The organism is Kaistia sp. MMO-174 (assembly GCF_037147815.1).
GTDB lineage: Bacteria > Pseudomonadota > Alphaproteobacteria > Rhizobiales > Kaistiaceae > Kaistia > Kaistia nematophila.
In genome coordinates this window covers 498918-517010 of the sequence record NZ_JBBCUO010000006.1, presented here as the reverse complement: position 1 = coordinate 517010, position 18093 = coordinate 498918, and the positions used below count along the sequence as shown (strand labels likewise).

Genomic DNA, 18093 nt, shown 5'->3' with positions numbered 1-18093 from the left:
CCTATGCGGCCGGCGCCAACGAGACCGGCGCGCGCTTCTCGGGCATCAGCGTCGATCGCACCAAGCTCCTGATCTACACCGCCTCCGGCCTCGTCGCCGGGCTCGCCGGCGGCATCTTCGTCTCGCGCGTCTCGACGACGCGCTCCGACATGGGCACCGGGCTCGAGCTCGATGTCATCACCGCGGTGGTTCTCGGCGGCACGTCGATCTTCGGCGGCCGCGGCACCATCATCGGCACCGTCCTCGGCCTGATCCTGATGCAGGCGCTGAAGAACGGTCTCGCTCTGTCCGGGGTCAAGGGCGACGGCACCATCGTCGTCATCGGCCTCGTGCTCATCCTCGCGATCGTCGCGAGCAATCTCTTCAGCCGCGAAGGCGACGGCTGAATCTGGAGGGGATGGAAGGGTCTCGCCGTAACAACAAAGGCCCCGACGTCATTTTGGAGGAGAAGAGCAATGTTGAAGAGAACCGTAGCCCTGGCACTCGGGCTCAGCCTCGGCGTCAGCAGCGCCGCCTTCGCAGCGACCTGGACCGGCGGCGACGACCTGCCGACCAACCCGCTCGCCTGCGACGGCACGCCGGGCAAGGTCGAGGCCAAGCCCTATGACGGCGGCGTGCCGACCAATGCGCCGGACCGCAAGGGCAAGCAGATCAAGGTGGTCGACGTGCCGAAGCTGATCGGCATCGGCTATTTCAACGCCACCTCGAAGGGCATCGCCGACGCCGCCAAGGAACTCGGCAATGTCGACGCCAAGACCGACGGCCCGACGCAGGCCAATATCGACCAGCAGATCTCGTTCATCGACAACTACATCACGTCCGGCGTCGACGGCATCCTGTTCGCCGCCAACGACCCGGTCGCGATCGCACCCGTGCTGAAGAAGGCGCTCGCCGCCGGCATCAACGTCGTCGGCTATGACGCCAACTCCGAGCCGGACGCCCGCCAGTGGTTCGTCAACCAGGCCGAGTTCAACGGCATCGCCAAGGCGCTGGTCGACAACATGGCGAAGGAAATCGGCGAGGACGGCTCGTTCGCCATCGTCACCTCGACCTTCACCACGCCGAACCAGGCGCGCTGGATCTCCGAGATGGCGGCCTACCAGGAGAAGTGCCATCCCAACATGAAGTGGCTGGAGACGGTCGAGGCGCAGGAAGACAACGTCCTGTCCTTCAACCAGGCCACCACGCTGATCAACAAGCATGGCGCTGACTTGAAGGGCATCTTCGGCATGACCTCGGTCGCCACCCCGGCCTCGGCCGAGGCGGTCACCCAGGCCGGCCAGTGCGGCAAGGTCGCCGTCGTCGGCCTCGCCACGCCGAACGCCATGAAGCCCTATGTCGCCAAGGATTGCGTCAAGTCGGTCGTGCTGTGGAACCCGGTCGATCTCGGCTATGCCGCGATGCAGGTCCTGCGCGCCACCGCCGATGGCGACCTGAAGCCGGGCGCGACCTCGGTCAAGGCCGGCAAGCTCGGCGAACTCCAGGTGATCAACGGTTCCGAGATCCTGCTCGGCGCGCCGTACACCTTCACCAAGGAAAACATCAACGACTTCGACTTCTAGTCGAGGCCAGGACGCGAGGCAGGGTTGCCCTGCCTCGCGTTGCTTTTTGGAGAGAGCCGCACAATCGCATGAAGTCGCTCCTACCCTTCACCTCTCCCGTGGGACAGGTCGACGGCCGCAGGCCGGCGGGTGAGGGGGTCAGGCATCATCGGATGGATCGCAACCCCTCACCCGTCGCTTCGCGCCGACCTCTCCCCACGGGAGAGGTGAAAAAAGCGCGGCTCGGCGCCTCCACCTCACGAAACTGCCATCGACTGCCCATCGCATGCCCACCGGAGCCGGACCTTTGACGACGCTGCAAGACGACCCTGAATTCGCCTCCCTTCGCCGGTTCTCGGCCCGCCTCGGCAAGGATCCGCTGCGCACGCAGGCCGCCGGCGGCAATACCTCGCTGAAGCGCGACGGCGTGCTCTGGGTCAAGGCCTCCGGCACCTGGCTCGCCGAGGCGGAGGAACGCGACATCTTCCTGCCGGTCTCGCTGCCGCCGCTCCTCGACGCCATCCACGCCAATGACGAGCGCGCCGCCAAGGCGACCGATTTCGTCGTCGCCGATGCCAATCCGCTTGGCCTGCGCCCCTCGGTGGAAACCTCGGTGCATGCCGTGCTGCCGCAGGACGCGGTGCTGCACATCCATTGCGTCGAGACGGTCGCGCGGGTGGCGCGCGCCGACGCGCGCGACCAGATCGCGGCCCGGCTCGACGGGCTCGACGGCATCATCTGGTCCTATGTGCCCTATGTGAAGCCGGGCCTGCCGCTGGCGCGCGAGATCGACGCGGTCTCGCCGCCCGGCACCAATGTCGTCCTGCTCGGCAATCACGGCCTGATCGTCGCCGCCGACACGCTCGAGGCGGCCGTCCGGCTCATCGAGCGCGTCGGCGAGGCGCTGGCCGAACCGGCACGCCCGGCGCCGGCAGGCGATCTCGGGGCGCTGCAGGCGCTGGCCGAGGGCTCGCCCTATCGCCTGCCGGACGATCCCGCCGCGCACGCGACCGCGACGGACCCGGCCCGCCTCGCCATCGCGGCGCGCGGCACGCTCTATCCCGACCACGTCGTCTTCCTCGGCAGCGGCACGGCGGTGCTGGCCGAAGGCGATACGCCCGCCGCCGTCGCCAAGCGCGCGGCGCTGCCGCCGATGCTTCTCGCCGTCCCCGGCAAGGGCGTGCTGATCCACCGCGACGTGCTGCGCGGCGGCGATGCGCTCGCCCGGGCGCTCGCCGAGGTGACGGGACGGATCGCCGCCGACGCGCCGCTCCGTTTCCTCACCATCGACGAGGAGCAGGAGCTGGTGACCTGGGACGCGGAGATCTATCGCCGCTCGCTTGCCGGCGCCTCGAAGCGCTGACGGACCGCATCATGCAAAAGGCCGTCGCCGTCCTCGACATCGGCAAGTCGAACGCCAAGCTCGCGCTGCTCGACCTCGACACGCGCGAAATCCTCGCCATCCGCACCCGCAGGAACACGGTCCGGCCGGGCCCGCCCTATCCGCATTTCGACGTCGACGGCATCTGGGACTGGTTCCTCGAAGGCTTGGCCGAGTTTTCCAGGGAGGCCGAGATCACGGCGATCTCGACGACGACGCATGGCGCCGCGATCGCGGTGCTCGGCGAGGACGGGCTGGCGCTGCCGGTGCTCGACTACGAGCATCCCGGCCCGGACGAGTTCGCCGACGACTACCGTTCCGCACGCGGCGATTTTGCAGAAATCCTGTCGCCCGACCTGCCGGGCGGCCTCAATGCCGGGCGGCAATTGTTCTGGCTGGCGCGACGCTTCCCGGCGGAATTCGCCAAAGCGAAGGCGATCGTCCCCTACCCGCAATACTGGGTCTGGCGGCTGACCGGAAAGCGGGTTGCCGAGGCGACCTCGTTCGGCGCGCATAGCGACCTCTGGAACGGCCGCGACCAGACCTATTCGCGGCTCGCCGACGAGCAGGGCTGGACGGCGCTGTTTCCACCCCGCCTCGCTGCCTGGGACACGGTAGGCCCGGTGCTGCCGGAGATCGCGGAGCGGACGGGGCTGTCGCCGGAGTGCCGCGTCGTCGCCGGCATCCACGATTCGAACGCCAGCCTGCTGCCGCACATCCTGGCACGGCCCCTGCCCTTCACGGTGATCTCGACCGGCACCTGGATGATCTCGTTCGCCGCCGGCGGCAGCCTCGACCACCTGCATCCCGAGCGCGGCGGCCTCGCCTATGCCGACGCCTTCGCCCGGCCGGTGCCTTCCGCCATGTCGATGGCGGGCCGCGAGTTCGAGATCCTGACCGAGGGCAAGGCTGCCGAGCCTTCCGAGGCGGACACCCGTTCCGTGATCGAGCGCCGCGTCATGGCGCTGCCGGGCTTCGTCGCCGGCAACGGCCCGTTCGGACGCCGCAAGGGCAGCTGGTCGATCGACCCGGCGACGCTCCCGCCCGGCGAACGCACCGCCGCCGCCAGCCTCTATGTCGCGCTCGTCGCCGAAACCTGCCTGACCCTGACCGGCGCGCAGGGACCGGTGCTGATCGAGGGCCCCTTCGCCAAGAACCGGCTGTTCCTGTCGGCGCTGGCGGCGCTGGTCGACCGTCCCGTCATCGGCCGTCCCGACGCCACGGGAACGACGGAAGGCGCGGCGCTGCTTGCCGACGGCCCGGACCATCCCCACGCCGCCGCGCCCGACCCGGCGCCGGCCGAACCGCTCGGCGGCGATTTCGCCGCCTATGCGGCGCTGTGGAAGAAGCTGGCGGAAAGCTGAGCGCCGTCATCACCCTTTGCCCCCTGAACTGTTATGGTCGCTTGGACTCGTGCAGCCATCGGCCCAGGAGACTTCCGTGCAGAAATACGCCTTCAAGATGCAGCTTCATCCGGGCCAGGAAGCCGAATACAAGCGCCGCCACGACGAGATCTGGCCGGAGCTGTCGGCGCTGCTGAAGGAAGCCGGCGTCTCGGACTATTCGATCCATCTCGACCGCGAGACCTCGACGCTGTTCGGCGTGCTGTGGCGAACCGACGACCACGGCATGGACGCGCTGCCGAGCCATCCCGTCATGCAGCGCTGGTGGGCCTACATGGCCGACATCATGGCCTCGCACCCCAATAACGAGCCGATCGCCACGCCGCTCGAAACCGTCTTCCATCTGCCGTGAGCGCCGCCAACATGACCGCCGCAAAACCCAGGGCCACCGTCGTCATCGACATCGGCAAGACCAACGCCAAGCTGGCGCTGGTCGACGAGGCGACCCGCGAGATCATCGCGCTCCGCACCACCGTCAACGAGGTCCTGACCGAGGGGCTCTATCCGCATTTCGACGTCGAGCGGATCTGGAAATGGATCCTCGCCGGCTTGACCGAATTCGCCGCCGAAGCCGAGATCGGCTGCATCTCGACCACGACGCATGGCGCGGCGATCGCGGTCACCGACGGCCACGACCTGGTCATGCCGATCCTCGATTATGAGTTCAAGGGACCGGATTCGGTCGCCGAGATCTACCGCACCCAGCGCGGCGCCTTCTGGGAGACGCTATCGCCGGACCTGCCGGGCGGCCTCAATGTCGGGCGGCAGCTTTTCTGGCAGGAGCGGACCTATCCCTCCGCCTTCAGCCGCGCGAAGACAATCCTGTTCTACCCGCAATTCTGGGTCTGGCGGCTGACCGGCGTCGCCGTCAGCGAGCCGACCACGCTCGGTTGCCACACCGATCTCTGGAACCCCGAGGCCGGCACCTTCTCGCGCCTCGCCGACGACCATGGCTGGTCGAAGCTGTTCGCGCCGCTGGTGCGCCCGTGGGACACGGCCGGCACCATCAAGCCGGAGCTCGCGGCGAAGACAGGCCTGCCGCCCGATTGTCGCGTCGTCGCCGGAATCCATGATTCGAACGCCAGCCTGCTGCCGCACATCCTGCGCCGGCGCGCACCGTTCTCGGTGATCTCGACCGGGACCTGGATGATCTTCTTCGCCGTCGGCGGCTCGATCGCCGATCTCGACCCGGCGCGCGACTGCCTCGCCAATGTCGACGCGCTCGGCCGCGCCATACCCTCGGCCCGCTTCATGGCCGGTCGCGAATATTCGATCCTGACCGAGGATTCGAAGGCAGTACCGACCGAGGCGGAGATCGCTCGCGTCATCGACGAGAAGATCATGGCGCTGCCGTCCTTCGCGCCCGGCACCGGCCCCTTCGCGTTTCGCGAAGGGCACTGGAGCCACGACCCGGCGACCTTGTCACCCGGCGAGAAGGTGGCGGCGGCCAGCCTCTATTGCGCGCTCGTCGCCGAAGCCTGCCTGCAGCTCACCGGCGCCGCCGGCCCGATCGTCGTCGAGGGCCCGATCTCGCGCAACGCGCTGTATCTGTCGGCGCTGACGACCATTGTCGGACGGCCGGTCATCGCCCGCACCGACACCACCGGCACCACGGAAGGCGCAGCGCTGCTGGCGAACGGCCCGGAAGGCGTCGGCGCCGGGCTGCCGGACGCGGAGCCCGCCGCCCCGCTCGGCCACGACCTCGCGGCCTATGCGACGGCCTGGCGCGAGACGACCGACTAAGATGTCTTCACCTCTCCCATAGGGAGAGATCGGAGCGAAGCTCCGGGTGAGGGGGTTGAGATCCGTCCGCTGAGGCCTGAATCCCTCACCCGCCGACCTGTGGTCGTCGACCTCTCCCCATGGGAGAGGTGAAGGAAGGTGCCTTGTGGAACCCGTCCTCAACCGCCGCGGCGGAGGCGCTCCAGCGCCTCCAGCCGGCCCCTCGCGGCGCCGCCCTGCTCTGCCACCGCGGCCGTCAGCGCCTCGGCGAGCAGGAGCAGGCCGGCGCTCGAATCCCACACGGACGGCGCCGGCACATGCGCCGGCAGGACGTGGCGGGCGACCTTGGAGATGGGCGACAGCCACTGGTCGGTGATCAGGATGATACGGGCGCCACGCCCCGCCGCCCGCTCGGCGAAGCCGATCAGATCGTCGGAATAGCGCCTTATGTCGAACAGGACGATCACGTCCTGCTTGCCGATGTCGAGCAGCCGGTCGAACCACGCCGCCGGCTGGCCCTCGATGTGCTGCACCTGCGGGCGCAGCACGCGCAGATGCGCCGCCATATAGGCGGCGATCGCGTCTGTGAAGCGGCCGCCAAGCAGATGCAACGGCCGCCGGGGATCGGCGATCAGCCGCACCGCCGCGTCGAACTCTTCACGCGGCACGTTTTCCGCCGTCGCACGCAGATTGGCGATCGCGGCCCGCGCGAAGGTGTCGAGCGGGTCCCCGTCCCGCCGCGTGCCGCCCTTGGTCAGCGGCGTCTCGCGCTGCGCCGCCAACTCGGCCTTGAGCCCGTCCTGGAACGCGCCGTAGCTGGCAAAGCCGAGCTTGGCGATCATCCGCAGCACGGTCGGCGCACTGACGCCGGCCGCCTCGCCGAAGCGCGCTGCCGTATCGAGCCCGGCCATCGGATATTCGGCCAGCAGCCGGTGCGCCGCCCGACGTTCATTCGGCGTCAGCCGCCCGATGTCGCGCCTCAGCCGCTCCGCGATCGACGCGCCCCCGTCGCTCTCCATGCCGCTTCGTCCCCCGTTGCCGCTTCGGAAGGCAGATGACGCCCGCATTTCAGAATTGACGCGCCCCAACCACCCTGTAACGTATATTTCAGTTCGGCGGGATCGGGGAGTCGGACAATGTCGCCGCGCAGCGGGAACTGCGCTCCGGTCGGGGGGATCGGATCATGACGAACGGCCTTGGAGGCGCGGCAGGGGTGGCGGCAGCGCCGCTGCTCGCGCCCGGCGAACCCGCCGTGGTGGACGTCCGCGACGTTCCCGGCGGCCCCTTCGTCTTTCTCTGCGAACATGCATCGAACCGGCTGCCGCGTGCCCTCGGCACCCTTGGCCTGCCGGCCGAGGCGCTGCAGCGCCACATCGCGTGGGACCCCGGCGCCGCCGCGATGACGCTCGGCCTGCAGGAGAAACTCGGCGGGCCGGCGATCCTGCAGAACTATTCTCGCCTGGTCATCGACTGCAATCGCGAGCCGAGCCTGCCCGATGCGATCACGGCGCTTTCGGAGACGACGCGGATCCCCGGCAATGAGCATCTGGGCGGAACCGTGCGGCAGCAGCGCGTCGACACGATCTGGATGCCCTTCCATGCCGCGATCGACGAGCTCGCCGAGGCGCGGATCGCTTCCGGCAAGGCCACCGTCATCGTCACGCTCCATTCCTTCACGCCGGTCTATCGCGACGTGTCGCGGCCCTGGCATGTCGGCATCATCTCGTCCGGCGACCGCCGCTTCGCCGAGCCGATGCTGGCGGCGCTCAAGCGCGATCCCGCCCTCGTCGTCGGCGACGACGAGCCATATTCGGCCCGGGACAATGTCGACTACACGATCCGCCGGCACGGCTTCGACCGCGGCCTGCCACATGTGATGATCGAGGTCCGCAACGATCTCGTCCGCACGCCGAGCGACGTCGCCGGCTGGGTCGATCGCCTCGCGGCAGCCCTGATCGAGAGCGCCGGGGCAATCGGAGTTCCGGCCGTAGCCGGACAGATGGACTGAGGGAGACAACGTCGCCACAGAGAGCGGCGGGACAAGTGCAGGATGGGCCGAACGGCGGAGACCGGAAGCCCGACACTATCCGAGCGGCCCAACACCGCGCGGCACGGAACAGAGGGGAACTTCATCGATCCACCGCGGCAGGGCTGCGGCCGGACGACAACAGTGACGGGAGCACTTTGATGAGCCATATCGAGGGGTATACCGAAAGCGACCAGAAGGCGGACATCCACGTCCTCCACTCCATGGGCTACGCCCAGGAGCTCGAGCGGCGGATGAGCCGCTTCTCGAACTTCGCGATCTCGTTCTCGATCATCTGCATTCTGTCGGGCGGCATTAACTCGCTCGCCCAGGCAACGTCGGGCGCGGGCGGCGCCGGCATCGGCATCGGCTGGCCGATCGGCTGCCTGATCTCCGGCGTCTTCGCGCTCGCCATGGCGCAGATCAGCTCGGCCTATCCTACCGCCGGCGGCCTCTACCATTGGGGCTCGATCCTCGGCAACCGCTTCACCGGCTGGGTCACGGCCTGGTTCAACCTGCTCGGCCTGGTGACCGTGCTCGGCGCCATCAATGTGGGCACCTACTACTTCTTCGTCGGCGCCTTCGGCCCGACTTTCGGCTGGGAAGACACCACCGCGTCGCGGGTGATCTTCCTGGCCATCCTGACCGGCGCGCAGGCGCTGATCAACCACATGGGCATCGGCCTCACCGCCAAGCTCACCGACTTCTCCGGCTACCTGATCTTCGTAACCGCCGTGGTGCTGGCGATCGTCTGCCTCATCGCGGCGCCGGGGTATGATTTCGGCCGGCTGTTCACCTTCGCCAACTATTCCGGCCAGGCGACGGTCGCCGCCGACGGCACGCTGACCGGCGCCCCGGTCTGGCCGGCCGTCTCCGAATGGTGGGTGTTCCTGCTCGGCCTGCTGCTGCCGATCTATACGATCACCGGCTACGACGCCTCGGCCCATACCTCCGAGGAGACCGTCAAAGCGGCCCATTCGGTGCCGCGCGGCATGGTCATGTCGGTCGTCTGGTCGGCGGTGTTCGGCTACATCATGCTCTGCTCCTTCGTGCTGATGATCCCGAACATGGACGACGCCGCCAAGCAGGGCTGGAACGTCTTCTTCTGGGCGATGGACGCCCAGGTGAACCCGGTGGTGAAGACGATCCTCTATGTGGCGATCTTCATCTCGCAATTCCTCTGCGGCCTGGCGACCGTCACCTCGGTGTCGCGCATGATCTTCGCCTTCTCGCGCGATGGCGGCCTGCCGGCCTCGCGGGCGCTGTCGAAGGTCAGCCCCCGATACCGCACCCCGGTGGCGGCGATCTGGACGGGCGCGACGCTGGCGGTGCTGTTCGTCTGGGGCTCCTCGATCGTCTCGATCGGCGACACCCCGGTCTATTCGATCGTCGTCTCCTGCACCGTCATCTTCCTGTTCTTCTCGTTCATCATCCCGATCGTGCTGGGCCTCTTCACCTATGGCACCTCGAAATGGCCGGCGATGGGCCCGTGGAACATGGGCCGCGGCCTGTTCACGCTGTTCAGCATCCTCTCCGTCATTTCGATGGTGCTGATCTTCGTCATCGGCGTGCAGCCACCGAACGAATGGGCGCTCTACATCACGATCGGATTCCTGGTTCTGACCGGCATCATCTGGCTCGCCTTCGAGAGCCGCCGCTTCCAGGGCCCGCCGATCGGCGACGTCATCGCCAAGCGGCAGGCCGAGATCGCGGCGGCCGAAAAGGCGGTCGGCCAGCGCTAGCCTTCGAAAGCGGGCGGCTCCGGCCGCCCGCCCCCCTGCCCGGCAGGCCGCCAGCCGGCGGTCTCGCCGCACAAATGAAGCTCACCTCTTCTCCCAGCCGCTCGCGGCACCGGAGGATGGCCGGGTCCTCCCGCCATTTTCGCGGAGAAGCGCTCGACGGATCGAACAAGGAACTGCCATGCCCGGAAACCTGACGCTGAATGAGCTCGAAGCGGCGATCGCCGACGGCTCGATCGACACCGTGATCGTCGCCTTCCCCGACATGCAGGGCCGCCTCGTCGGCAAGCGCTTCACCGGCCGCTTCTTCCTCGACAGCGCCATCAAGGAAACGCATGCCTGCAACTACCTGCTGACGGTCGACATCGATATGGAGCCGGTGCCCGGCTACAAGGCGGCGAGCTGGGAACAGGGCTATGGCGATTTCGTGCTGAAGCCCGACATCGACACGCTGCGCCGCATCCCCTGGCTCGACGGCACGGCGCTGATGCTGGCGGATGTCTGCGACCATCACGGCGAGGAACTGGCGCACGCGCCGCGCTCGATCCTGAAGGCGCAGCTGAAGCGGCTGGCCGAACGCGACATGAAGGCGTTCTTCGCCTCCGAGCTCGAATTCTACGCCTTCGACGAAACCTATGAGACGGCAGGCCACAAGCGCTGGCACGGCCTCAAGACGATGGGCAACTACATCGAGGACTACCACATCCTCCAGACCACCAAGAACGAGCCGCTGCTGCGCGCCATCCGCAACGGCCTGATGGGCGCCGGCATCCCGGTCGAGAACTCAAAGGGCGAATGGGGCCCGGGCCAGGAAGAGGTCAACATCCGCTATGCGGAGGCGCTCGAAATGGCCGACTGGCACGTCATCATGAAGAACGGCATCAAGGAGATCGCCCATCTGCAGAACCGCGCCGTCACCTTCATGGCGAAGTGGCGCTACGACCTTGCCGGCTCGTCCTCGCACATCCACTCCTCGCTCTGGGACGCCAGCGGCAAGGTGGCGCTCTTCGCCGATGCCGGCGATCCGCTCGGCATGTCGGCGACGATGAAATCCTGGCTCGCCGGCCACCTCGCCCATGCCGGCGAGATGACCGCCTTCCTCGCGCCCTACATCAACTCCTACAAGCGCTTCCAGGTCGGCACCTTCGCGCCGACCAAGGCGGTCTGGTCGGTCGACAACCGCACCGCCGGCTTCCGCGTCGTCGGCGAGGGCAAGTCGGTCCGCACCGAATGCCGCATCGGCGGCTCGGACCTCAACCCCTACATCGCCTTCGCCGGCCTGATCGCGGCGGGCCTCGCCGGCATCGACGAGAAGCTGGAGCTGGAGCCCGCCTTCGCCGGCGACGCCTATTACGGCGCCAATTTGCGCGAGGTGCCGAAGACGCTGCGCGACGCCATCACCGCGCTCGACGGCTCCAAGGTGCTGCGCGCCGCGCTCGGCGACGAAGTGGTCGAGCACTACCTTCACACCGCCCGCTGGGAACAGTTCGAATATGATCGTCGCGTCACGGATTGGGAGTTGCAGCGCGGCTTCGAGCGGTATTGAGTCGGCGCCGTCGCTGCGAGGAATAGAACCATGAACGCCCCCGTCCTGAAGATCATCACGCCGGTCGACGGCTCGGTCTATGCCGAGCGGCCGCTCGCCACCGAAGCCGAGGTCCTCGCCACGCTCGAAAAGGCGAAGGCGGCGCAGCGCGACTGGCGCGACGTCGCCATCGCCGAGCGGGAGACGATGGCGACCGCCTTCGTCGACGCCATGGTGGCGGAGAAGGACAAGGTGGCCGAGCTGATCGCCTGGCAGATGGGCCGGCCGATCCGCTATGGCCATGGCGAGATGCGCGGCTTCGAGGAACGCGCCCGCTACATGATCGCCATCGCGGCGAAATCGCTGGCCGACATCGACGCCGGCCCGAAGGAAGGCTTCAAGCGCTATATCCGCCGCGAGCCGCTCGGCGTCTGCCTCAACCTGCCGGCCTGGAACTTCCCCTACATGACGGCGCTCAACGCCGTGCTGCCGGCCATCCTCGCCGGCAACACCGTCGTCATGAAGCATTCGAGCCAGACGGCGCTGGTCGCCGAGCACTTCGCCTCCGCCTTCGCCAAGGGCGGACTGCCGGCGGACGTGTTCCAGTTCGTCAACATGACCCACGAGACGACCGACAAGGTGATCCGCTCCGGCCTCGTCGACCAGGTCGGCTTCACCGGCTCGACCGCCGGAGGCCGCAACATCATGGCCTCCGTCGCCGGCGCCCCCAATTTCCCGGCCACCTGCCTCGAGCTCGGCGGCAAGGATCCGGCCTATGTCCGGCCCGACGTCAATCTCGCCTTCGCGGTCGAGAACATCGTCGATGGCGGCTTCTTCAATTCCGGCCAGTCCTGCTGCGCCATGGAGCGCGTCTATGTGCACGAGGCGGTCTATGACCGCTTCGTCGAGGGCGTCGTCGCCACCGTCAACGCCTACAAGCTCGGCAGCCCGACCGACCCGGAAACGACGCTCGGCCCGGTCGTGCGCGCATCCGCCGCCGCCTTCATCCAGGGCCAGATCGACGAGGCCGTGCATCAGGGCGCCAAGGCGCTGATCGACCCGAAGCATTTCCCGGCGGCGAAGGCAGGCACGCCCTATCTGGCGCCGCAGGTGCTGGTCGATGTCGACCACTCGATGCGGGTGATGACGGAAGAGACCTTCGGCCCGGCCTTCGGCATCATGAAGGTGAAGTCGGACGAGGAAGCCATCCGCCTGATGAACGATTCCGAATTCGGCCTGACCGCCGCGATCTGGACCGAGGACGTCGCCGCGGCGGAAGCGATCGGCGACCGGATCGAGACCGGCACCGTGTTCATGAACCGCTGCGACTATGTCGATCCGGCGCTTGCCTGGACCGGCGTCAAGGCGACCGGCCGCGGCGCCAGCCTGTCCGAGGTCGGCTACGAGCAACTGACCCGGCCGAAGAGCTTTCATCTCCGCACCAAGACCGACTAGCCGGTCTCGCCACGCATCCCGACCGAGCCGGCGCGTTCCGAACGCTGCCGCCGCAAGAAACAGACGCCAAGGATACGCTCCATGCTCGACAACTACGCCTCGCTGAACGCGAACTGGTCCTATCCCACCGCCATCCGCTTCGGCGCTGGCCGCATCGCCGAGCTGCCGGCGGCGCTGACGACAACGGGAATCAGGAAGCCGCTCTTCGTCACCGATCCCGGCCTCGTCGCCCTGCCGATCGTCCAGAAGACGCTGGCGATCCTCGACGCCGCCAACGTCGAATATGCCGTCTTCTCCAAGGTCGACGGCAATCCGACGCTCGCCAATCTCGACGACGGCCTCGCGGTCTACAAGGCGGGCGGCCATGACGGCGTCGTCGCCTTTGGTGGCGGCTCGGCCATGGATATCGGCAAGACCATCGCCTTCATGTCGGGCCAGACGCGGCCGGTGTTCGATTTCGAGGACCGCGCCGACTGGTGGACCCGCGCCGACCCGAAGGGCATCGCGCCGATCATCGCCGTACCGACGACGGCCGGCACCGGCTCGGAAGTCGGCCGCGCCTCGGTCGTCACCGATCCGTCCGACCACACCAAGAAAATCATCTTCCATCCGCTGATGCTGCCGAAGGTGGTGATCTCCGACCCGGAGCTGACCGTCGATCTCCCGGCCAGGATCACCGCCTGGACCGGCATGGACGCGCTGTCACATTCGCTGGAAGCCTGGTGCAGCCCGTTCTTCCATCCGCTGTCGGCCGGCATCGCCCTCGAAGGCATGCGGCTGGTCAAGGACTGGCTGCCCAAGGCGGTCAAGGACGGCAAGGACATCACGGCGCGCTCGCAGATGCTGATCGCCTCGTCGATGGGCGCGGTCGCGTTCCAGAAGGGCCTCGGCGCCATGCACGCGATGAGCCATCCGAGCTCCAGCCTGCGCGGCACGCATCACGGCCTGACCAACGCCGTCGTCATGCCCTATGTGCTCGCCTTCAACGCGAAGGCGATCGACGAGAAGCTGGCTGCCGCCGCCCGCTATCTCGACCTGCCCGGCCAGAGCGCGACGAGCTTCGTCGACTGGGTGCTGGCGATCCGCGAGGAACTGGGCATCCCCCACACGCTGAAGGAAATCGGCGTCGACGAATCGGTTTTGCCCGAAGCGGCCCGCATGGCCGAGCTCGACCCCTCGACCGGCGGCAATCCCGTGCCGGTCGTAGCGGCCGATTACGAGGTTCTGTTCCGGAACGCGATCAACGGCAGGCTCTGAAGGCGCTGTCGCGCGCCGCGGCCTTGCACCGCCGCGCGCGACACGCCATGAAGGGCAACATTCGCCTCCGGAGACTTGTAAATGCCCAGCCCTGTTCAGAGCCCCGACATCGTCTGCATTGGCGAGCCTCTGTTCGAACTCAACCAGGCCAAGGGCTCCGAGGCGTTCCTGCCGGGTCACGGCGGCGATACCTCGAACTGCGCGATCGCGGCGGCGCGCCAGGGCGCATCCGTCGGCTATGTGACGGCCGTCGGCGATGACAATTTCGGCCATTCCTTCCTCGATCTCTGGAAACGGGAAGGCGTCGATACCAGCGCCGTCAAGCTCGACCGCGCCGCCCCGACCGGGATCTATTTCGTCACCCACGGCCCCTCGGGCCATGTGTTCTCCTATCGCCGCGCCGGCTCGGCCGCGAGCCGGATGACGCCGGAAGAGCTGTCGCTTGACTACATCCGCGGCGCCAAGGTGATCCACACCTCCGGCATCAGCCAGGCGATCTCCTCGCAGGCCGCCGACGTCGTCTTCGCCGCCTTGCGCGCCGCGCGGGAGGCCGGCAGGATCGTCTCCTACGACACCAATCTGCGCCTCCGCCTTTGGCCGATCGACCGCGCCCGCGCCGTCATCCATGCCGCGGCGGCGCTGGCCGACATCCTGAAGACCAGCTCCGACGACGCGGCCGAGCTGACCGGTGAAACCGATCCCGACAAGATCGCCGATTTCTATCTCGGCCTCGGTCCGAAGATCGTCATCGTCACCATGGGCGCCGAGGGCGCGCTGGTGGCGACGCCGGAAAAGCGCATGGTGATCCCGGCGATCCCGGTGAAGCCGGTCGACGCGACGGGCGCCGGCGACACGTTCGACGGTTCGTTCCTGACCGAATATCTGCGCTCGGGCGACGTCTTCGCCGCCGCGCGCTATGCCAACGCCGCCGCCGGCCTCGCTACCGAGGGTTATGGCGCCGTGGCGCCGATGCCGACCCGCAGCGCGGTCGAGACGGCCCTCGCCAGCCGAAAATGACGACGCGCGAACCGGTCAACGCTCCCGTGATGGAGCCCGCGGCGGGAGTCTCGTCTCCGTTTCGCCGTGGCGTGCTCTATCTCGGCGGCTATGACCCGGTCGCGCCGGAGAAGTTCTTTGGCCGGCTGGCGCGCGAGCTCGGCCATTTCCGCGAGACCTGGGGCGTCGCGGCGACCCCGGCTCCCGCCCGCCCCTCCGACGACGGCCAGGTCTGGCGCACCGAGATCGAGACCCGTGGCGACGGCTGGAACGCCGTCACCGATTTCCGCCTGCTCGCCTGGGACGACCTGGTAAAGGGCGACTTCGCCCGGCCGATCTGGCAGCGCATCCCGCTGTCGCTCGGCCTGCTGGCGGATTTCCTCTTCTCCGGAACCATCCTGCGCTATTTCCTCGCCGCCTGGCGGTTCGGGCTCTACTTCGTCGCGCCGTTCTTCTTTTCGCTGCTGTTCGTCGTCGTCGCCGCGATCGCCGCCGCGCTGGTGCTACGGATCGACCACTGGAGCGCGCCCTGGATCGCGCCGGCGCTTTTCCTGGCGGTCTATCTATGCCTGATGCGCTGGCCGGGAAATCGCTGGTTCGTCAGCCACTTACTCGATGCGCGCGTGTTCATGGGCGAATACATGCGCGGCGGAAGGGCCGACATGGAAGCCCGCGTCGATCGTTTCGCGCGCGAGATCGTCGATCTGGCGGCAACGCCCGGCCTCACCGAGCTGCTGATCATCGGCCACAGCCAGGGCAGCGTGTTCGCGCTGGAATCGCTGGAGCGGGCGCTGGCGCTCGATCCCGACCTCGCCCGTCGCGGGCCGCCGATCTCGGTGATGACCGTCGGCTCCTGCGTGCTGCAGCTCGGTCTGCACCCGGCCGCCCGCACGCTGCGCGCCCGCGCCCAGCGCCTGCAGGAAGAGCGCGGCATCGAGTGGCTGGAGTTCCAGACGCTGACCGACGTTGTGAACTTCTACAAGACCGATCCGGCCCGGCTGATGCGGCTCCAGCCCTCGCCCGGCCGCACCTTTCCGCATGTGATCAATGTCCGCATCCGCGAAATGCTGCAGCCGACGGACTACAGCCGCATCCGCAACAGCCTTTTCCGTGTGCACTATCAGTTCGTCATGGGAAACACGCGCCGCTACTTCTATGATTTCTTCCTGATTTGCTGTGGTCCGGTCGGCCTGCGCGAGCGCTTCTCCCTGCAGAAGCCGCCGCAGGAGTCGGATCGTCCGGGAACCTGAGGAGACGACATGACGCAATCTGCCGCCACCATCTGCTGGGCTCTCGGACTGGTGATCTGGTTCATCATCCGCTACCCGCACCAGCGCCGGGCCCGCAAGCACGCCATCGTCGACTCGCGCGACCGCGCCAGCCAGCAGTCGCTGGTGGCGATCTCCGTCGTCGGCGTCGGGCTGGTGCCGGCGATCTGGGCGCTGACGGGCATGGGCTTTCCGGAAGGCGCCAACCTGCCCTTCTCGCCTGTCGTCGCCTATGCCGGCATCGTGGCGATCGTCGCCTATCTCTGGTTCTTCTATCGCAGCCACAAGGATCTCGGCCACAACTGGTCGGCGACGCTGGAGATCCGCGCCAAGCACACGCTGGTGACCACCGGCGTCTATCACTATGTCCGCCACCCGATGTATGTGTCGTTCTGGCTGATGGCGGTGGCGCAGGCGCTGTTGCTGCAGAACTGGTTCGTCGGCCTCGCCGGCCTGGTCGGCATCGGCATCCTGTATTTCTTCCGCGTGAAGAAGGAAGAAAAGCTGATGCTGGATACGTTCGGCCGCGTCTATCGCGATTACGCCAGCAAGACCGCCCGGCTGATCCCGTATATCTACTGACCTGTCAGCCGAGACGACATCAACCAACGAAAAGCCGTCATCCCGGGCTTGACCCGGGGTCCATGCAGCCGGGGCATCGGGTGTTCCGCATGGCAGGGCTTCGGCGGCATGGATCCCTGCTTTCGCGGGGATGACGCCGCGTGTGGAACGAGCGCCAGCGATTTGCCGGCGCTCGTCGATCATCGGAGGACTCAGCTGCCCTTCATCGCCCCGAGCAGCTTCGCGCTGTTGTTCTCGAACATCTTCAGATAGGTCGGGGCCGGGCCATCCGGCGGCGACAGCGCATCGGAGAAGAGTTCGCCGCCGATCGTCACGCCGGTCTCGCGGGCGATCTGGTTCAGGAGGCGCGGGTCGGTGATGTTCTCGGCGAAGAGCGCCGTGATCTTCTCCGCCTTGATCTGGCGGATGATCTTGGCGACGTCGGCGGCCGAAGCCTCGCTTTCCGTGCTGACGCCTTCCGGCGCCACGAACTGGATGCCATAGGCATCGGCGAAATAGCCAAAGGCGTCATGGCTGGTGACGAGCTTGCGCCGCTCGGCCGGTACCTTCGCAAACTCCGTCTTCAGGTTGGCGTCGATGGCCTTCAGCGCCGAAGCGAGCTCGTCGCCCTTCGCCTTGTAGTCCGCCGCATGGTCGGGATCCGCCGCCGACAGGCCGGCAACGATGTTCTGCACATAGAGAACGCCGTTCAGCGGGTTCTGCCAGGCATGCGGATCGACGCTGTGCGAATGGCCTTCATGCGCCGCGTGATCATGGCCGTCATGATCATGGCCTGCCTCGGCCTTCGCCTCCGGCTTGTCGTGATCATGACCCTCCTCTTCTTCCGCGCCCGTCCAGGCGATCGGCTTCACGCCTTCGGTGGCGATCACCTTCTCGCCCTTGAAGCCGGAAACGGAGATGAGCCGGCCGAGCCAACCCTCGAGGCCAAGGCCGTTCTCGACCAGGACCGCCGCGCCGCCCATGGCCTTGGCATCGGCCGGGCTCGGCTCGAAGGTGTGAGCGTCGCCATTCGGGCCGACGAGGGTACGGACCTCGACATGGTCGCCGCCGATCTCGCTCGCCAGGTCGCCGAGCACGGAGAAGGTGGCGACAACCTTGATCTTGCTGTCGGCGGCCTGGGCCGGCAGCGCCGTGCTCAGGGCAAGCGCCGCCGCGATGAGCCAAATGCTTGACTTCATTGGGTAGTTCTCCTGCATTG

General features: G+C 67.5%; 16 protein-coding genes. 14 read left to right on the top strand and 2 right to left on the bottom strand.

The features are described 5' to 3' along the window. The 6 genes from WFK98_RS23420 to WFK98_RS23395 form a co-directional block, all read left to right on the top strand. Positions 1 to 386: ABC transporter permease (locus tag WFK98_RS23420; protein WP_442907472.1), on the top strand; the 386-nt coding region annotated here is incomplete at its 5' end. Between the two features lie 69 nt (positions 387 to 455). Beyond that, complete coding sequence (locus WFK98_RS23415; protein WP_266340823.1) at positions 456 to 1562, top strand: autoinducer 2 ABC transporter substrate-binding protein; 1107 nt, start codon at positions 456 to 458, stop codon at positions 1560 to 1562. Between the two features lie 265 nt (positions 1563 to 1827). Further along, the gene (locus WFK98_RS23410; protein WP_336801973.1) at positions 1828 to 2904 is read left to right on the top strand and encodes a class II aldolase/adducin family protein; all 1077 of its coding nucleotides are present in this window, start codon (positions 1828 to 1830) and stop codon (positions 2902 to 2904) included. Between the two features lie 11 nt (positions 2905 to 2915). Beyond that, positions 2916 to 4286, top strand: a complete 1371-nt coding sequence (locus WFK98_RS23405; RefSeq protein ID WP_336801972.1) for an FGGY-family carbohydrate kinase — start codon at positions 2916 to 2918, stop codon at positions 4284 to 4286. Between the two features lie 76 nt (positions 4287 to 4362). After that, entirely contained in the window at positions 4363 to 4677 is a 315-nt protein-coding gene (gene rhaM, locus WFK98_RS23400; protein WP_266340826.1) for an L-rhamnose mutarotase, read from the top strand. Between the two features lie 11 nt (positions 4678 to 4688). After that, positions 4689 to 6068: an FGGY-family carbohydrate kinase gene (locus WFK98_RS23395; protein ID WP_336801971.1), complete on the top strand. Its 1380-nt coding sequence runs from the start codon at positions 4689 to 4691 to the stop codon at positions 6066 to 6068. A gap of 158 nt (positions 6069 to 6226) precedes the next feature. Here WFK98_RS23395 and WFK98_RS23390 read toward each other — a convergent pair whose 3' ends face one another. After that, positions 6227 to 7066: a MurR/RpiR family transcriptional regulator gene (locus tag WFK98_RS23390; RefSeq protein ID WP_266340828.1), complete on the bottom strand. Its 840-nt coding sequence runs from the start codon at positions 7064 to 7066 to the stop codon at positions 6227 to 6229. Positions 7067 to 7230: 164 nt separating this feature from the next. Here WFK98_RS23390 and WFK98_RS23385 point away from each other — a divergent pair, with 164 nt between their 5' ends. The 8 genes from WFK98_RS23385 to WFK98_RS23350 all read left to right on the top strand — a co-directional run bounded on the left by WFK98_RS23385 (position 7231) and on the right by WFK98_RS23350 (position 16895). After that, positions 7231 to 8055: an N-formylglutamate amidohydrolase gene (locus WFK98_RS23385; RefSeq protein ID WP_266340829.1), complete on the top strand. Its 825-nt coding sequence runs from the start codon at positions 7231 to 7233 to the stop codon at positions 8053 to 8055. A gap of 188 nt (positions 8056 to 8243) precedes the next feature. Beyond that, positions 8244 to 9815: an amino acid permease gene (locus tag WFK98_RS23380; RefSeq protein WP_266340846.1), complete on the top strand. Its 1572-nt coding sequence runs from the start codon at positions 8244 to 8246 to the stop codon at positions 9813 to 9815. A gap of 178 nt (positions 9816 to 9993) precedes the next feature. After that, positions 9994 to 11358 carry a glutamine synthetase family protein gene (locus tag WFK98_RS23375; protein WP_266340830.1) on the top strand — a complete coding sequence of 455 codons (1365 nt, stop codon included), beginning with the start codon at positions 9994 to 9996 and terminating at the stop codon, positions 11356 to 11358. Between the two features lie 30 nt (positions 11359 to 11388). Further along, the gene (locus tag WFK98_RS23370) at positions 11389 to 12792 is read left to right on the top strand and encodes an aldehyde dehydrogenase family protein (protein WP_336801970.1); all 1404 of its coding nucleotides are present in this window, start codon (positions 11389 to 11391) and stop codon (positions 12790 to 12792) included. Between the two features lie 81 nt (positions 12793 to 12873). Further along, the gene (locus tag WFK98_RS23365; RefSeq protein ID WP_336801969.1) at positions 12874 to 14049 is read left to right on the top strand and encodes an iron-containing alcohol dehydrogenase; all 1176 of its coding nucleotides are present in this window, start codon (positions 12874 to 12876) and stop codon (positions 14047 to 14049) included. 81 nt (positions 14050 to 14130) lie between these two features. Then, complete coding sequence (locus tag WFK98_RS23360) at positions 14131 to 15066, top strand: sugar kinase (RefSeq protein ID WP_266340833.1); 936 nt, start codon at positions 14131 to 14133, stop codon at positions 15064 to 15066. After that, a complete protein-coding gene (locus tag WFK98_RS23355; protein ID WP_336801968.1) occupies positions 15063 to 16295 on the top strand; it encodes a lipase in 1233 nt (410 codons plus the stop codon). Before WFK98_RS23360 ends, WFK98_RS23355 begins: the two co-directional genes overlap by 4 nt. Before the next feature lie 9 nt (positions 16296 to 16304). Next, complete coding sequence (locus WFK98_RS23350; RefSeq protein ID WP_266340835.1) at positions 16305 to 16895, top strand: protein-S-isoprenylcysteine O-methyltransferase; 591 nt, start codon at positions 16305 to 16307, stop codon at positions 16893 to 16895. A gap of 191 nt (positions 16896 to 17086) precedes the next feature. Here the strand turns inward: WFK98_RS23350 and WFK98_RS23345 are convergent, their stop codons facing one another. Further along, a complete protein-coding gene (locus tag WFK98_RS23345; protein WP_336801967.1) occupies positions 17087 to 18073 on the bottom strand; it encodes a metal ABC transporter substrate-binding protein in 987 nt (328 codons plus the stop codon). Positions 18074 to 18093: the final 20 nt, after the last annotated feature.

What these genes read in the sequence shown, in the direction of transcription:
- WFK98_RS23415 (WP_266340823.1), top strand. Translation starts at nt 456, where the DNA reads ATGTTGAAGAGAACCGTAGCCCTGGCACTCGGGCTCAGCCTCGGCGTC.
- WFK98_RS23410 (WP_336801973.1), top strand. Translation starts at nt 1,828, where the DNA reads ATGCCCACCGGAGCCGGACCTTTGACGACGCTGCAAGACGACCCTGAA.
- WFK98_RS23405 (WP_336801972.1), top strand. Translation starts at nt 2,916, where the DNA reads ATGCAAAAGGCCGTCGCCGTCCTCGACATCGGCAAGTCGAACGCCAAG.
- WFK98_RS23395 (WP_336801971.1), top strand. Translation starts at nt 4,689, where the DNA reads ATGACCGCCGCAAAACCCAGGGCCACCGTCGTCATCGACATCGGCAAG.
- WFK98_RS23390 (WP_266340828.1), bottom strand. Translation starts at nt 7,066, where the DNA reads ATGGAGAGCGACGGGGGCGCGTCGATCGCGGAGCGGCTGAGGCGCGAC.
- WFK98_RS23385 (WP_266340829.1), top strand. Translation starts at nt 7,231, where the DNA reads ATGACGAACGGCCTTGGAGGCGCGGCAGGGGTGGCGGCAGCGCCGCTG.
- WFK98_RS23375 (WP_266340830.1), top strand. Translation starts at nt 9,994, where the DNA reads ATGCCCGGAAACCTGACGCTGAATGAGCTCGAAGCGGCGATCGCCGAC.
- WFK98_RS23370 (WP_336801970.1), top strand. Translation starts at nt 11,389, where the DNA reads ATGAACGCCCCCGTCCTGAAGATCATCACGCCGGTCGACGGCTCGGTC.
- WFK98_RS23365 (WP_336801969.1), top strand. Translation starts at nt 12,874, where the DNA reads ATGCTCGACAACTACGCCTCGCTGAACGCGAACTGGTCCTATCCCACC.
- WFK98_RS23360 (WP_266340833.1), top strand. Translation starts at nt 14,131, where the DNA reads ATGCCCAGCCCTGTTCAGAGCCCCGACATCGTCTGCATTGGCGAGCCT.
- WFK98_RS23355 (WP_336801968.1), top strand. Translation starts at nt 15,063, where the DNA reads ATGACGACGCGCGAACCGGTCAACGCTCCCGTGATGGAGCCCGCGGCG.
- WFK98_RS23350 (WP_266340835.1), top strand. Translation starts at nt 16,305, where the DNA reads ATGACGCAATCTGCCGCCACCATCTGCTGGGCTCTCGGACTGGTGATC.
- WFK98_RS23345 (WP_336801967.1), bottom strand. Translation starts at nt 18,073, where the DNA reads ATGAAGTCAAGCATTTGGCTCATCGCGGCGGCGCTTGCCCTGAGCACG.